This window comes from Streptococcus sp. 1343 (assembly GCF_013277355.1).
Taxonomy (GTDB): Bacteria; Bacillota; Bacilli; order Lactobacillales; family Streptococcaceae; genus Streptococcus; species Streptococcus pseudopneumoniae.
Genome location: NZ_VMMT01000070.1, coordinates 1 through 14,308, shown reverse-complemented (window position 1 = coordinate 14,308; position 14,308 = coordinate 1). Strand labels below are relative to the sequence as shown.

The following is a 14,308-nucleotide window of genomic DNA, read 5'->3' as shown; positions in this document are numbered from 1 at the left end:
TTGTTTCGCAGGAAGTCTAATAATGTTCGAAATTGAATCAGGTTAAAGAGACAACTAAAGGCAACACAAAGGCTTGTCGCATAAAAGACAGCATGGTAGCCAAATTGACCTGCTACTGCAGAACCTGCCATGGGACCAACAACACCTCCCAGATAAAAGAATACCTGATTGAAGGCAAAGACCCTCGAAATGCCGGCTTTGGGAGTCATTTTGCTGAGTAGGGCATTAACCCCGGGAATCAAGGCACCGGTTCCCAATCCAAAGAGGAAACGATAGAGTCCTAGTTGAAGGGGGCTAGAGGCATTGGCACAGAGGAGATAGATGATGACTGAATAAAACTGGGCGACAACCAAGAGACGATGATTGCCCACCTTGTCACCTAGCTTGCCCATGACTCCTGCACTCATCATACTGGAAAAGCCCATACTGGACACAATCAAACCAGAGACAAAAAGAAGATTCTCTGTCTGCCCTAAGTCGCGTACATAAAGAGCCAAAATAGGGCCAATCGATTGAGCTGAAAATTGGATGACAAAACTGGTCAGAAAGAGGTTGACCAAGAGATAGGGATATTTAACTGATGTAAATAATTCCTTTGTTGGGATGGCCTTTTCCTTGGCTACTGGTTGAAAATCTTCCTTGATAAAGCAAATAGTTAAAATAGCGGCTAGAAACAGAAAACTACCAACCAGTAGGAAAACTGTACGAATGCCAAATAATTCTGCGATAAAGCCACCAATAAAGGGACCAGTTAGAGTACCTGCAACTACACCTGTAGACAAAGTACCTAAGGCAGAGCCTGATTTCTCCTTGGGAACCTGACTGGCTATCAAGGCCGTTGAATTGGGAACAAAACCCGCAAATACACCATTCAGTAAACGAAGAAAGATTAGCCAATAAATATTTGGCACAAAGGTCAAGCCTCCCATAGTGATAGTCATGGCCAGACCAGCACGAATCATCATGGGTTTTCGACCGTATTTATCAGCAAGGATTCCCCAGATAGGAGAAAAGAGCGCCGCGGAAATGGCAGAGACAGAAATAGCTAAACCTGCATAAAAAGCAGCTTGCTCACTCCCAACACCTAGATTTTCCACAAAGATGGGCATAAAAGGCACAACTAAGGAAATACTGGCTCCTGTCAGAAAATTACCAAACCAGGCAATGCGCAGATTATCCTTCCAGTTAATCTCTGTCATCTTGCTTACCTCCCTCAAGCAGGGAGACCACTTGAGTAAGAAGCTGGTCCTGATTCCCATTGTTGTTTAAAACATGGCTGGCCAAATCTTTCTTTTTCTCTAAAGGCCACTGGGCTGCCAGACGAGACTCAGCTTCATCTTTGGACAAGTTGTCCCTTTTCATTAAGCGTTCTACTTGGACATCTCGGTCCACATAGACCAACCAAGTCTCATCAAACCAAGAGACGTAGTTCTGCTCAAAAAGTAAGGGGATATCCATGAAAAAAATCTCTTCTGTCTGAGCAAACTGATCTCTCAACGTAGCTAGTTCCTCACGGATAATCTTTCCTTGGATTCGCTTAGACCATTCCTGTTCTTCAGGATTTGAAAAGATGAGATTAGCTAGGAGAGGGCGATTGAGTTCTCCATTTTCTAAGATAATTTTTTGACCAAAGTGCTGGACTAGAGCTTCAAACAGACGACCACCAGGTTTCTGTAGTTGGTGGACGGCTGCGTCGGCATCCACTACTTGAAAGCCTTGCTTTCTTAGAAAATTTGTCACGGTTGACTTACCAGAGGCAATTCCCCCAGTGATTCCGATGATTTTTCCCATCAGCCCCTCCTTTGGCACTGAGGACAAAAGTGGGTTCCACGTCCGCCTAGTTGGATTTTCTCAATCACTGTCCCACAGCGTGAACACTCTTGACCAGCCTTGTCATAGACCTGATGAAAATCCTGCATGGTTCCATCTTCCCCAAAGGCATTGGTATAGGTCCGAATGGTCGAACCACCTTTTTCAACGGCCTGGCCCAAAATAGCAATGGTTTGGTCATGAATGGCTGTCGTTTCTGCTGCTGTCAAAGTCTGGGAAGGTCTTGCCGGATGAACCTGAGCTCGCCAGAGAACCTCATCCACATAGATATTGCCAAGTCCAGCTACCAAGGTCTGGTCTAGGAGATGGGATTTGATAGGCTTTTTGGACTTGGCTAGGGCATCTTGAAAGATCTGCAAGTCAAAGTCTTGTTCGCTTGGTTCAGGACCTAATTTTTTAGAAATAAAGTAGGCATCCAAAAGGTCAGGCGCCAAGAGTTCCATAGTACCAAACTTGCGAACATCCTCATAAACAAGCATGCCACCATCTTCAAACTGAAAGAAAACATGGGCATGCTTGCGTTCAGGAACCTGGTACGGATAGTAAAAATACTTGCCCTCCATCCGCAGATGGGAAATCAAGACCTTGTCTGTTAGGTAAAACAGCAAATATTTTCCACGACGTCCCATTGACTCAACAACTTGGCCAGGCACTTCCTTTCGAAACTCGTCCAAATCCGTCTTAATCATCTTGGGATAGCGAATTTCTATACTCGAAATCTTCTTTCCCAGAATCAATTTTTCTAAACCACGACGAACGGTTTCAACCTCAGGTAATTCAGGCATACGTCCTCCTTCTGTAAAAACAAGAAGCAGGCATGAGCCCACCTCTACTTAGTATTCTTTTTCATTATAGCCAAAGTCAGCCAAATCTAGCTTTTTATCGCGCCAGTTTTTCTTGACCTTGACCCAGGTTTCTAGGAAGACCTTGTCTCCTAGCATAAGTTCGATATCACGACGGGCCATGCTACCGATTTTCTTAAGCATAGCGCCACCTTTACCGATGATAATCCCTTTTTGGCTATCACGCTCGACCATGATGGTTGCACGGATATGAACCTTGTCTGTCTCTTCGTCTCGTTTCATAGAATCCACTACTACTGCGACAGAATGCGGAATCTCTTCACGAGTTAGGTGCAAGACTTTCTCACGAACCATCTCTGAAACCAAGAAACGCTCTGGATGGTCTGTGATTTGGTCAGCTGGGAAATATTGGAATCCTTCATCCAGATTTTCACTCAAAATATCCACTAGACGAGAGACGTTATTTCCTTGAAGAGCTGAGATTGGAACGATTTCCTTAAAGTCCATTTGGTTACGGAAATCATCGATCTGAGATAAAAGCTGGTCTGGGTGAACCTTATCGATTTTATTCACCACCAAAATCACAGGAACCTTAGCAGCCTTGAGACGCTCGATAATCATGTCGTCTCCCTTACCACGCGCTTCATCAGCAGGCACCATGAAAAGGACGGTATCCACTTCGCGAAGGGTACTGTAGGCAGACTCAACCATGAAATCTCCGAGAGCTGTTTTAGGCTTGTGAATTCCTGGCGTATCGATAAAGACGATTTGCTCTTTATCAGTCGTGTAAATTCCCATAATTTTGTTGCGCGTTGTCTGCGCCTTGTCACTCATGATGGCAATCTTTTGCCCCATGACATGATTTAAAAAAGTTGACTTCCCAACATTGGGACGTCCTAAAATGGCTACAAAACCTGATTTAAAAGTCATAATTTCCTCTTACTGTTTAAAATAATAAATCCCAGATTCGTGGGAGAAAAATTAATGCGCCTGTTAAGGCTGCGAAAAGAGAAACCACTAATACCGCGCCAGCCGCCATATCCTTGGCATTTTTAGCCAGCATGGAAAAGTGATAGTGACTGGCCAAATCCACCACATTTTCAATAGCAGAGTTGATAATCTCAAAGGCTACTACCAAGAAAATGCTCAATAGGAGAAAGAGCCATTCGATTCGTGACACCTGAAAAACAAAACCTGCAAGGATGACCACTAGAGCCGTCACTGCGTGTTTTCGCATATTGCGTTCTTCCTTGATAGCAGTAAAAATACCTGTCAAAGCAAATTCTAAACTGGATATCAGGTCACGATTTTTCCATTTTCGTTTATTGTCTTGTGAGTCCATAGGCTGTCAAAATTTCTTCTTGTAAACCGAACATCTCCGCTTCTTCTTCCGGAGTGTAGTGATCATAGCCGTTAATATGTAAAAAGCCGTGTACTGCCAAGAAGCCCATCTCACGCTCAAAGCTGTGACCATATTCTTCGGCCTGCTCATGAGCCTTATCGATAGAGATGAACAATTCCCCAATATAGGCATCAAACTCAGACATCATCTCTGTCAATTCTGGATTTTCAAGCAAATCCTCTTCGTCAAAGGCAATTTCCAATTCTGGTTTATACTCAAGGCTAATGACATCTGTCGGACGGTCGGTGTCACGGTACTCCAGATTAAGTTCATGACTACGCTCATTGGTCACAAAAGTGACTGCCATCTCCTTGTCTTCTTTTCCTAATTTTTGGGCTGCAAATTCCAAAATTTCTTGGGTTTGTTGCAACATTTCTTTTGAAACTTGACCAGTTTCATCTACCATTTCAATATACATGTGCTTCTCGTTTCTCTTTACTTGGCTTTATTATACCACATTTCCATGATTTTATTCTACCTTTTTGATATAATACTATGGAATACAATCACAAGGAGAGAACGATGTCATTTGATGGATTTTTTTTACACCACATAGTTGAGGAATTGCGAAGCGAATTAGTGAATGGTCGCATCCAGAAAATCAATCAGCCTTTTGAACAAGAGTTGGTCTTGCAAATCCGCAGCAATCGCCAAAGTCACCGCCTGCTCCTTTCTGCCCATCCCGTTTTTGGACGCATTCAGCTGACCCAAACGACTTTTGAAAATCCAGCCCAACCTTCTACCTTTATCATGGTTTTGAGAAAGTATTTACAGGGGGCCCTGATTGAGTCGATTGAGCAGGTGGAAAATGACCGTATTGTGGAAATGACAGTTTCCAATAAAAACGAGATTGGAGACCATATCCAGGCTACCCTGATTATCGAGATTATGGGGAAACACAGTAATATTCTACTGGTTGATAAAAGTAGCCACAAAATTCTCGAAGTCATTAAACACGTTGGTTTTTCACAAAATAGCTACCGCACCTTGCTTCCTGGATCGACCTATATCGCTCCGCCAAGTACGGAATCTCTCAATCCTTTTACTATCAAGGACGAGAAACTCTTTGAAATCCTGCAAACACAGGAAACGACAGCTAAAAATCTTCAAAGCCTCTTTCAAGGTCTGGGACGCGATACGGCAAATGAATTGGAAAGGATTCTGGTTAGTGATAAACTGTCTACTTTCCGTACCTTTTTCCATCAAGAAACCCAGCCATGCTTGACTGAGACATCCTTCAGTCCAGTTCCTTTTAAAAATCAAGTAGGAGAGCCTTTTACCAGTCTTTCTGATTTGCTGGACACCTACTATAAGGACAAGGCAGAACGCGACCGCGTCAAACAGCAAGCCAGTGAACTCATTCGTCGTGTTGAAAATGAACTTCAGAAAAACCGACATAAGCTGAAAAAGCAGGAAAAAGAGTTACTGGCGACAGACAACGCTGAAGAATTTCGTCAAAAAGGAGAATTGCTGACAACCTTCCTCCACCAAGTGCCTAACGACCAAGACCAGGTTATCCTAGACAACTACTACACCAACCAACCTATCACGATTGCGCTTGATAAGGCCTTGACTCCCAACCAAAATGCCCAACGCTATTTTAAACGGTATCAGAAACTCAAAGAAGCTGTCAAATACTTGACTGATCTGATTGAGGAAACCAAGGCCACTATTCTCTATCTGGAAAGTGTAGAAACCGTCCTCAACCAAGCTGGGCTGGAAGAAATCGCTGAAATCCGTGAAGAATTGATTCAAACTGGCTTTATCCGCAGAAGACAGCGGGAGAAAATCCAGAAACGCAAAAAACCAGAACAATATCTAGCAAGCGATGGCAAAACCATCATCTATGTCGGCCGAAACAACCTACAAAACGAGGAGCTAACCTTTAAAATGGCCCGCAAGGAGGAACTTTGGTTCCATGCCAAGGACATTCCTGGAAGCCACGTTGTCATCTCAGGCAATCTTGACCCATCTGATGAAGTCAAGACAGAAGCAGCAGAACTAGCTGCCTACTTCTCTCAAGGTCGCCTGTCAAATCTGGTGCAGGTAGATATGATTGAAATCAAGAAACTCAACAAACCAACTGGTGGAAAACCCGGCTTTGTCACCTACACAGGACAAAAGACCCTCCGTGTCACACCAGACCCAGAAAAAATCGCATCCATGAAAAAATCCTGATTTTACTTAAAATCAGGATTTTTAACATACTATTCACTCAAATCATATCCAATTATAGGACTAATCTTTGCCACCTAGTTTCTCATTGATTTTCATCATCACACTAGCAATTTTTTCACCCCAATAAGGGTCTGAGGCATATTCTACATTCATACCAGACGCCTTGTTTCCAAGGAAAGTTCTTCCCCTATCGATATAATTTTCCTTAATCCACTTGCTTGCACCTAAAATTCCCTTATCCACATCATCAAATGTCTTAGCAGAAAGGTAAGGGGTCGTATCATAGGCTGTAATGCCAAAGAAATTATTCTTATCTTTGGCAATTTTACTTCTTCCCCAGTCACTTTCTAGGGCACTATGGGCAAGGAGATAAAGGGCATTGATATGGTAATGTTCTTCGGCTTCCTTAAAAGTAGCGCCCTTGTTCTCCAAAAGGCTATTGTTAATGTTTAGCAAACTAAATACCTTATCCAATTCTTCAGCACTGTAGTTGGTAGCCTCTGTTAAATCTTTGAAAAGGAAGGGATTCTCAAGCTTAAAACCATCAAAATGCAGGCCATCTGCCGAATAATATTTCTTGCCTACTTCCATATCAGAAAGATGAGAAGCTACTGGGATACTAGCATTCTGAGCCACATAGTGATAAAAACGGTGGCCATCACTCTCATAATAAGGGATAAAGTCCTTACTGGCATCTAGCGCTTGTAAATCTTCTGTTTTCATATAGCCTGACAAACCAGAAATAGTAATAGCCAGGCGCTTGTCATCACTTTTTCTATCCTTATCTAGCCAAACAACACTAGCTTGCGATATATAGGAGAGCTTTTCACCATCTGCATTATAGATATTTGCTGTGACTGGTACTACTTGATAATAAGCAGCATTTTCATTTGTAGCTTTTTCTCCACGCCATTTACCATCGCTTCCAAGCTGATAACCATCTACTGTCTCATTTTTCGCCATGTAGCCACCGGATTTGAAGTAGTACCAGGCTTGACTATGAGAATCGTAGACCCATTCTTTTTTAGCCATTTTGCCATCAGACTTGAGGTAAAACCATGACTCCTTATCCCGAATCCATTCATTGGCTGCCATGTAGCCACCAGATTTGAAGTAGTACCAGGCTTGACTTTTAGAATCGTATAACCATTCTTTATCTGCCATTTTGCCATCAGATTTGAGATAAAACCATGACTTCTTATCCCAAATCCATTCATTGGCTGCCATATAGCCACCAGATTTGAGATAATAGTGACCATTCTCGAAAATCCATTCTTTATCAGCATAGTTTCCATTTTCTTTGATGTAAAACCAAGATTGGTATTGTTTGTCAAAAAGCCAACCTTGCTGTACTTTGGCACCACTAGCATTCACATAAGCTTGATTAATCCACTGACTTGTCAGTAGATAACCACCGGATTTGAAATAATAGTCCTTCCCTTTAATTTGGAGCCATTCTTTCTCTGCGTGCTGTCCATCTGCTTTGATATAAAACCAAGCATCGTATTGAGAATCATAGACCCAGTCTTCTATTACCTTGGCACCTGTTGCACCAACATAGGAAGTTCCTACCCAAGCATTTCTTTTCATCTTTCCATCTTGGTCAAGATAATAAAAGGTTCCCTTGTCTTCTACCCATTCTGATTTGGCCATATAGCCACCAGATTTGAGGTAAAAATAGTCGTCACCTTGCTTTAGCCATTCATTTTCAGCATAGTTAGCATCTGCTTTTATATAGAACCAAGATTGATAATGAGTATCAAAAACCCACTCATTTGCTGCTTGACTGCCATCTTCTTTCAGATACTGTTTTCCTTGCCAAGTACCATCACTAGCCATTGCACCCTCTGGACTAGCTAAGAAAAATAGCAGAGCTAAAAAAATAAATCTTACTTTCTTCATTAACCTTCTTCCTCTGTTCTTATTTATTTTATTGTACCAAAATTCTCCTAAATTCATATTACAAACTAATAAAAAATCAAGAACAGATTGATTGCAGTTTACCTCAGAGACTCTTTTACTTCCTGACGGAGTTCTTCCAGACTGCTAATACCGTATTTATCCATGACTTTTGGTAAATTTTCGATGATGTCAGGGCAGGCATAAGGATTGGTAAAGTTAGCTGTTCCAACTCCGATAGCAGATGCTCCAGCCAGATACATTTCTAGGGCAGCTTCTGCCGAATCCACTCCCCCCATTCCAATAATAGGCAGGTCTGTTGTTTGGGCTACTTGTCGGATGAGTTTGAGGGCTACTGGAAAAACTGCTGGACCAGACATTCCACCTGTTCCATTGGCCAAGATTGGTTTTCTGGTTTTGAGTTCAAAGCGCATTCCAACTAGAGTATTGATCATGGTTAATCCACTGGCTCCCGCATCTTCTGCAGCTTTTGCGACAGTAACAATATCGGTCACACTAGGGGTTAATTTGACATAAACTGGCACATCAGACGCTTCCACAGCTGCTTTCACCACATCATAAGCCAAATCTGGGTCTTGACCAATCAAAAGTCCGTGGTTACAGTGGTCAACATTGGGGCAAGAAATATTGAGCTCGATAGCCTTTACATTAGTTGCCTTGGAAATCCCATGAGAAACAGCCGCATACTCTTGTTTTGAAAAACCGGCCACATTAGCAATAATAGGAAGATTTGGATATTCTCTTTCCAGCCAAGGTAACTTTTCAGCCAAAACAACTTCCAAACCAGGATTTTGCAAACCGATTGCATTGAGCATGCCAGCAGGTGTTTCTGCCACCCTTGGAGTTGGATTGCCAAAACGGGGTTCAAGGGTTGTCGCCTTGATCATAATAGAACCCAAAAGGTCTAAATCATAGTACTTGGCATACTCTTGACCAAAACCAAAACAGCCTGATGCTGGAATAATCGGATTTTTCAAATCCAAGCCTGGTAGAGAAACTTGTAAACGATTTGTAGTCATAATTTTCTCCTTATAATACAACTGTTCCTGTGCGGAAAACAGGACCATCTTCACAGACGCGTTGGCTGACCGTCTCGCTTTCTGGTACTTTTAGGACGCAGGCATAGCAAGCCCCCATCCCACAAGCCATACGAGATTCCAGAGATAGATAGGCTCTTGGGTGATCATCAAAGGTTTGATTGATATACTTCATCATTCCTGGAGCCCCACACGAGTAAACAGCATCAAACTGACTATCTAAATCATTGATAACAACGGAAACATTTCCCTTGATGCCATAAGAACCATCATCTGTCGTTACAAAGACCTGACCATACTGAGCCAATTCCGTTTTCAAAATAACAGCATCCTTATTAGCAAAGCCAAGGACAGTCACTACTTTCACACCACGCGCATGCAATCCCTTAGCAAGCTCAAGCAAGGGCGGAACACCAATCCCCCCACCAACAAGGAGAACCTGGCTCTGCTCATCAAGGTCAGACAAGTCAAAACCATTTCCCTGAGGCCCCATCACATCAAGAGTATCTCCCTGACTTAGGGTTGAGAAAATAGCTGTCCCAGCTCCCTCAATTCGGTAAATGAGATGACACTGCTTCTTAACCTTATCGATAGACGAAATTGAAATAGGACGACGCAAAAGATGGGCATCATCAGGCACACGCAGATGTAGAAATTGTCCTGCTCGCATGACTTCAACCATTTCTCCTTCTAAGACTAGTTCAAAGATTGCTGGCGCGATTTCCTCCTGTGCAACCACCTTCATGGTTTCCAAACGAATGGCACCCAAACGTTTCTTACATGTGGGATTCATGACTTTTCCTCCTTAAATTTTAAGGGGACCAGACAAAGAAAAGACCTTGCGATTGCAAGGCCTCAGTTAAAATTGTACAACAGAAGAGAGCACACTCAAAAGTCTCCTCTAGAAAATTGTACTATTCTTTTATCTGACACCTTGTGAGTCTCTCTGGACTCCCCTTAAAGGTTAAATTTTTATTAGTATACTCTTTCAGCTAAAAAAAGTCAAGTAGAAAAGGAACATTCTACTTGACCTCATGAGATTATTTTTCACGAATGACTTCGACCTTGTAGCCATCAGGGTCTTTGACAAAGTAATAGTTTGGTGTAGTTCCTGGTAGGCCATTTGGCTCAGTCACTTCATAGCCTTTTGCACTGTGCTCTTGATGAAGAACCTCAAGATCAGGTGTACTTAGGGCGATATGAGCAAAGCCATCTCCAACCACATAAGGGCCGTGATCGTAGTTATAAGTCAATTCCAACTCATAGTCATCACCCTCAAGACCTAGATAGACAATCGTGAAGGCATGATCTGGAAAATCTCTGCGACGCAATTCTTTAAAACCAAAAGCATCTTGATAGAATGCAATTGATTTTTCAAGATTTTCTACTCGCAAGCAAGTATGTAGCATTTTTGAAGCCATATTTTTCTCCTTTATTTTTAAAAAGACTGGACAATCCTCTTCCAGTCTCATCAGTTGTTATTTACCAAGTTTTGCTTTAGCTGCATCTGCAAGAGCTGTGAAAGCTGCTGCATCGTTAACAGCCAAGTCAGCAAGCATTTTACGGTTAACTTCGATCTCAGCCAATTTCAAACCATGCATCAATTGTGAGTATGAAAGTCCGTTCATACGAGCTGCCGCGTTGATACGAGTGATCCACAATTTGCGGAAGTCACGTTTTTTCTGACGACGATCACGGTATGCATAGTAGTAAGAGTTCATTACTTGTTCTTTTGCAGTACGGAACAAGATGTGTTTAGCTCCATAGTAACCTTTTGCTAATTTAAGAATACGTTTACGACGTTTGCGTGATACAACGCCACCTTTAACACGTGCCATGTTTTATTTCCTCCAAATATTTCCTAGAATTATTTACTTACAGTCAAGCTATTATTTCAAGCGAGTAAGCATTGCTTTGATACGTTTGTAATCTCCTGAATGCACCATAGATGCTTTACGAAGATGACGACGTTGTTTCTTAGTTTTTCCGTGGAAACGGTGAGAAGTGTAAGCACGGAAACGTTTAAGTCCACCAGAACCTGTACGTTTGAAACGTTTAGCTGATGCGCGGTGTGTTTTTTGTTTTGGCATGATTTTTTCTCCTTTATTTAACTTTCTGACAATTATTTTTTGTCAGTCGCTGGCGCCAATTGCATGAACATTTGACGTCCATCCATTTTAGCACGTTGTTCGATGATGGCAATATCTTGAGTTGCTTCAGCAAACTCGGCTAAAACTTTTGCACCAATCTCTTTATGGGTAATCATACGACCCTTAAAGCGAATAGATACCTTAACTTTATTTCCTTTTTCAAGGAACTTACGTGCATTACGAAGTTTTGTATCAAAGTCACCCTTGTCAATTGTTGGACTTAGACGAACTTCTTTCACAGTAACAACGCTTTGTTTTTTACGTTGTTCTTTTTGCTTCTTCTGGTACTCAAATTTGAACTTACCGTAGTCCATAATTTTTGCAACAGGCGGTTTGGCTTGGGGTTGAATCAATACTAGGTCAACATTAGCGTTATCAGCCAAAGCTTGCGCTTCACTGAGTGGCTTGATGCCTAGCTGTTCTCCCTCAAGACCAATCAAGCGAACTTCACGTACACGAATCTCATCATTGATGAATAAGTCTTGCTTTGCTATGGTTTTCACCTCTTTTGTTTTATTAGAGAAAAACAATAGCGGACTCGTAAATATACAAGCCCGCACGTTATGATAGCGTTTCTTCGAAACTTTTCATCCGTAGGGCCAGGCAACTTAATGTCACAAGGCGAGAAGCTCTCACTTCTGCTTTTCTCAACTTTTATATGATACCAAGTTTTCTAGCTCTTGTCAAGATAAAAAGTTATTTTTTGAAAAGTTTGTGTTTGTATTTTGGTTTGGTTTTCGAATCAAAAAGAGAGAATCAAGTTGATTCCCTCTCTATGTTAGTTTTTACTTATTTTCCCTACCTATAGGAAAGCTAGAATCTATTAAAAAATTCTTTTTTCTGTGAACTTCCCCATCTTTCAATAAATAGAATTTCCAATAGCAAAAGGATAATCAAGCAAGGAAGTAAGACCATCCCCATGCTCCAATTTAGATTGACATTATCAATCTGCTTAGGTAATCTTCCAGATAAAATCTCCACTGAACGCAAGTAAGTAAAGGGAATCAGATGTGCAATCCTTTGAAGAGGCTGAATGGTTTGGATGCCAAACAATAAGCCAACAATCCCAATGAGTGAAAGAAAAAGGACAGGCATTTTTTGCTTGAAAAAGTAAGCAATCAAATACACGACTTCCACAATGACGATAAAGGCTAAGAAAGCTAAGAACAAGCCAGGAAATAACACATCTTGTATCTTTCCAATAGTTACCTCTTGATTCGCTAAGCTATAAATTGGGTAGGGATAATCTAACTGTCCAAAACCACTTATCAGACTTCCCGCTAGAAAAGAAAATCCACAGATTCCGATAAACAGCACAGTTACATAGCCCACTCCAACTCCAAGAGAGGATAAAGCAAATGTCACTTTTGAAAAAGGATATAACTGAGCTGTGTCCAGATGATTTTGATATCTTTCTGCAAATAGTTGCGTTAGCATAAAAATAATAGCAACCACAAACAAGCTTGGGATGATAGCCTCTAAAATCCAGACAATCTGGTCAATCCCGTGGGTCGGAAACTCCAAAGTATGTGCTTTTATGTTCAAGGGATACAGGGCTTGGTAAATCTTTCGTTGGCGGTCAACCGCCATTTTAAAGTCAGAGCTAGCAGTCGGTTCATTTGACATAACTTCATAATTCTTCTCTTCATCTTGCCACTGCAAATAATAGGCTTCTTTCCATCGTCCTTCTTTTAGTAAATTCAAAATTTCTTTCTTTTGCGTTAAAAAATTTTTTTGCAAGTCTAAATTACTTTTAACACTCTGGTATTCCTCCGAGCTGGTGTCAGACATTTGGGAAAGCTTCACTTCATTTTCATTGATGATTCTCTCATATTTTACAACACTGGTTTCCAACTCGCTCTCCAAGCTGTGTGAGTTTGCAGTCTGACTATTTAAATAAAAGGTAACACCGAGTACAGATGCAAATAAAAGTAAGATAATCCAGTTTAAACGACTTTTGAAAACTTTTTTCAATAAAAATAGACTAACATCTTTCATAAACTAAACCTCTTCTATCTGCCCCTGATGAATGGTTACTACTCTATCGCAGACATCAACCAACTCTTCCTTATAGTGGGAACTTAAAAGAACCAGCTGCTCTTGTCTATCGATTTGTGCCAGCCTATCAAAAAACTTCTGTCGATAATACTCATCTAAGCCATTTGTAATTTCATCCATAAGCCAGCATTTGGCCTGACTGAGGAAATACATGACAATCACCAAGCGTTGCTTCATGCCTAGGGAATACTTGCGAATGGGAAGGCTGATATAGTCAGACATTTCCCAGTAGGCGATTTCATCCCTCAAGTTCAGGTCTGACTTCCAGATGCTTTTTATAAGGCGAAGATAGTCCATCCCACTTAAGTTTCCATCCAGCCATTCAACACTCTCATAATAAAATAAAGAAGGAGAGACTGCGATATTTCCACTACTTATGGGGATTAAGTTGCTAATGGCGCGGAACAGGGTCGTCTTTCCAGAGCCATTGATAGCGAGAACACCATAAACCCTGCCTTTATTAAAGGTGAAATCCGCATCTTGCAAGATGACTTGTCGCGTTTTTAAGGTCACATGAGTAAGCTGTAACATATCCAGTCCTCCTTTTTCTCACTCTTTAAGGATCAATAGCCTCCTTTGTAATGGTTTACTACCTCATAACGATCGTAGTTCCAGCCTCCGCCAACTTTATACTCAGAATAGCTATAATAAGAAGACCATTCCGGAATGACAATATATCCATATCTGTGGTAATTCATACTATACCTATAGTAGGTATTCCAATCATAGCGATAACTTTTAAGAACGGTCTTAGCAGATACACTGGACTGAAGAAGACCAATAGATTATAAACTAACTAATTAAACGATTTTTGCTAATTTTTAATGATTTTATATCATCAATATCGAAGACGCTTTCATTATATCGTTTTTATCATTATTATGCAACAGATTTTTAGTTTATTTTACTACTAGACTTCCTGCAAAACTA

The 14,308-nt window shown here is 41.2% G+C and carries 17 protein-coding genes and 1 other annotated feature; of the genes, 1 reads left to right on the top strand and 16 read right to left on the bottom strand.

Annotated features, from left to right (window positions below; translation table 11 throughout):
* From HT709_RS09775 to ybeY, 6 genes are all read right to left on the bottom strand, one after another.
* Positions 1-1,199 (bottom strand): multidrug efflux MFS transporter (locus HT709_RS09775; RefSeq protein ID WP_172925726.1); only part of this gene is annotated, 1,199 nt, incomplete at its 3' end.
* Complete coding sequence (gene coaE / locus HT709_RS09770) at positions 1,186-1,791, bottom strand: dephospho-CoA kinase (protein ID WP_101514785.1); 606 nt, start codon at positions 1,789-1,791, stop codon at positions 1,186-1,188. The genes coaE and HT709_RS09775, both read right to left, overlap by 14 nt.
* Positions 1,791-2,615 carry a DNA-formamidopyrimidine glycosylase gene (gene mutM / locus HT709_RS09765; RefSeq protein WP_172925725.1) on the bottom strand — a complete coding sequence of 275 codons (825 nt, stop codon included), beginning with the start codon at positions 2,613-2,615 and terminating at the stop codon, positions 1,791-1,793. The genes coaE and mutM overlap by 1 nt, the downstream gene beginning before the upstream one ends.
* 48 nt (positions 2,616-2,663) lie before the next feature.
* Positions 2,664-3,563: a GTPase Era gene (era, locus tag HT709_RS09760; protein WP_050208736.1), complete on the bottom strand. Its 900-nt coding sequence runs from the start codon at positions 3,561-3,563 to the stop codon at positions 2,664-2,666.
* A gap of 16 nt (positions 3,564-3,579) precedes the next feature.
* The gene (locus HT709_RS09755) at positions 3,580-3,975 is read right to left on the bottom strand and encodes a diacylglycerol kinase (RefSeq protein WP_000378166.1); all 396 of its coding nucleotides are present in this window, start codon (positions 3,973-3,975) and stop codon (positions 3,580-3,582) included.
* Complete coding sequence (gene ybeY / locus HT709_RS09750) at positions 3,956-4,453, bottom strand: rRNA maturation RNase YbeY (RefSeq protein WP_000275158.1); 498 nt, start codon at positions 4,451-4,453, stop codon at positions 3,956-3,958. Before ybeY ends, HT709_RS09755 begins: the two co-directional genes overlap by 20 nt.
* 104 nt (positions 4,454-4,557) lie before the next feature.
* On the opposite strand from ybeY, the gene pavA reads away from it, so the two are divergent.
* Positions 4,558-6,213, top strand: a complete 1,656-nt coding sequence (pavA, locus tag HT709_RS09745) for an Rqc2 family fibronectin-binding protein PavA (RefSeq protein ID WP_031233604.1) — start codon at positions 4,558-4,560, stop codon at positions 6,211-6,213.
* A gap of 60 nt (positions 6,214-6,273) precedes the next feature.
* Here the strand turns inward: pavA and HT709_RS09740 are convergent, their stop codons facing one another.
* The 10 genes from HT709_RS09740 to HT709_RS11965 all read right to left on the bottom strand — a co-directional run bounded on the left by HT709_RS09740 (position 6,274) and on the right by HT709_RS11965 (position 14,160).
* Complete coding sequence (locus tag HT709_RS09740) at positions 6,274-8,172, bottom strand: glucosaminidase domain-containing protein (protein ID WP_172925724.1); 1,899 nt, start codon at positions 8,170-8,172, stop codon at positions 6,274-6,276.
* Positions 8,173-8,213: 41 nt separating this feature from the next.
* The gene (locus HT709_RS09735; protein ID WP_172925723.1) at positions 8,214-9,152 is read right to left on the bottom strand and encodes a dihydroorotate dehydrogenase; all 939 of its coding nucleotides are present in this window, start codon (positions 9,150-9,152) and stop codon (positions 8,214-8,216) included.
* 10 nt (positions 9,153-9,162) lie between these two features.
* Positions 9,163-9,963, bottom strand: coding sequence for a dihydroorotate dehydrogenase electron transfer subunit (locus tag HT709_RS09730; RefSeq protein WP_172925722.1), 801 nt, complete (start codon positions 9,961-9,963; stop codon positions 9,163-9,165).
* A 247-nt stretch (positions 9,964-10,210) separates the two neighbouring features.
* On the bottom strand, positions 10,211-10,591 hold the full coding sequence (locus HT709_RS09725) for a VOC family protein (RefSeq protein WP_000157159.1): 381 nt from the start codon (positions 10,589-10,591) through the stop codon (positions 10,211-10,213).
* Between the two features lie 57 nt (positions 10,592-10,648).
* Positions 10,649-11,008 carry a 50S ribosomal protein L20 gene (gene rplT, locus HT709_RS09720; RefSeq protein WP_000124834.1) on the bottom strand — a complete coding sequence of 120 codons (360 nt, stop codon included), beginning with the start codon at positions 11,006-11,008 and terminating at the stop codon, positions 10,649-10,651.
* A 51-nt stretch (positions 11,009-11,059) separates the two neighbouring features.
* Complete coding sequence (gene rpmI, locus HT709_RS09715) at positions 11,060-11,260, bottom strand: 50S ribosomal protein L35 (RefSeq protein ID WP_001125943.1); 201 nt, start codon at positions 11,258-11,260, stop codon at positions 11,060-11,062.
* A gap of 32 nt (positions 11,261-11,292) precedes the next feature.
* Positions 11,293-11,823, bottom strand: coding sequence for a translation initiation factor IF-3 (gene infC, locus HT709_RS09710; protein WP_000848180.1), 531 nt, complete (start codon positions 11,821-11,823; stop codon positions 11,293-11,295).
* Positions 11,824-11,838: 15 nt separating this feature from the next.
* Positions 11,839-11,970, bottom strand: a sequence feature (ribosomal protein L20 leader region).
* 163 nt (positions 11,971-12,133) lie between these two features.
* Positions 12,134-13,318, bottom strand: a complete 1,185-nt coding sequence (locus HT709_RS09705; RefSeq protein ID WP_054388233.1) for a hypothetical protein — start codon at positions 13,316-13,318, stop codon at positions 12,134-12,136.
* Positions 13,319-13,321: 3 nt separating this feature from the next.
* Positions 13,322-13,909 carry an ABC transporter ATP-binding protein gene (locus HT709_RS09700; protein WP_172925721.1) on the bottom strand — a complete coding sequence of 196 codons (588 nt, stop codon included), beginning with the start codon at positions 13,907-13,909 and terminating at the stop codon, positions 13,322-13,324.
* 32 nt (positions 13,910-13,941) lie between these two features.
* On the bottom strand, positions 13,942-14,160 hold the full coding sequence (locus HT709_RS11965; protein ID WP_033605204.1) for a hypothetical protein: 219 nt from the start codon (positions 14,158-14,160) through the stop codon (positions 13,942-13,944).
* Between the last annotated feature and the right edge of the window lie 148 nt (positions 14,161-14,308).

Excerpts from the sequence above, each read along its gene's own strand:
- coaE (WP_101514785.1), bottom strand. The coding sequence starts at position 1,791 with ATGGGAAAAATCATCGGAATCACTGGGGGAATTGCCTCTGGTAAGTCA.
- mutM (WP_172925725.1), bottom strand. The coding sequence starts at position 2,615 with ATGCCTGAATTACCTGAGGTTGAAACCGTTCGTCGTGGTTTAGAAAAA.
- era (WP_050208736.1), bottom strand. The coding sequence starts at position 3,563 with ATGACTTTTAAATCAGGTTTTGTAGCCATTTTAGGACGTCCCAATGTT.
- HT709_RS09755 (WP_000378166.1), bottom strand. The coding sequence starts at position 3,975 with ATGGACTCACAAGACAATAAACGAAAATGGAAAAATCGTGACCTGATA.
- ybeY (WP_000275158.1), bottom strand. The coding sequence starts at position 4,453 with ATGTATATTGAAATGGTAGATGAAACTGGTCAAGTTTCAAAAGAAATG.
- pavA (WP_031233604.1), top strand. The coding sequence starts at position 4,558 with ATGTCATTTGATGGATTTTTTTTACACCACATAGTTGAGGAATTGCGA.
- HT709_RS09740 (WP_172925724.1), bottom strand. The coding sequence starts at position 8,172 with ATGAATTTAGGAGAATTTTGGTACAATAAAATAAATAAGAACAGAGGA.
- HT709_RS09735 (WP_172925723.1), bottom strand. The coding sequence starts at position 9,152 with ATGACTACAAATCGTTTACAAGTTTCTCTACCAGGCTTGGATTTGAAA.
- HT709_RS09730 (WP_172925722.1), bottom strand. The coding sequence starts at position 9,963 with ATGAATCCCACATGTAAGAAACGTTTGGGTGCCATTCGTTTGGAAACC.
- HT709_RS09725 (WP_000157159.1), bottom strand. The coding sequence starts at position 10,591 with ATGGCTTCAAAAATGCTACATACTTGCTTGCGAGTAGAAAATCTTGAA.
- rplT (WP_000124834.1), bottom strand. The coding sequence starts at position 11,008 with ATGGCACGTGTTAAAGGTGGCGTTGTATCACGCAAACGTCGTAAACGT.
- rpmI (WP_001125943.1), bottom strand. The coding sequence starts at position 11,260 with ATGCCAAAACAAAAAACACACCGCGCATCAGCTAAACGTTTCAAACGT.
- HT709_RS09705 (WP_054388233.1), bottom strand. The coding sequence starts at position 13,318 with ATGAAAGATGTTAGTCTATTTTTATTGAAAAAAGTTTTCAAAAGTCGT.
- HT709_RS09700 (WP_172925721.1), bottom strand. The coding sequence starts at position 13,909 with ATGTTACAGCTTACTCATGTGACCTTAAAAACGCGACAAGTCATCTTG.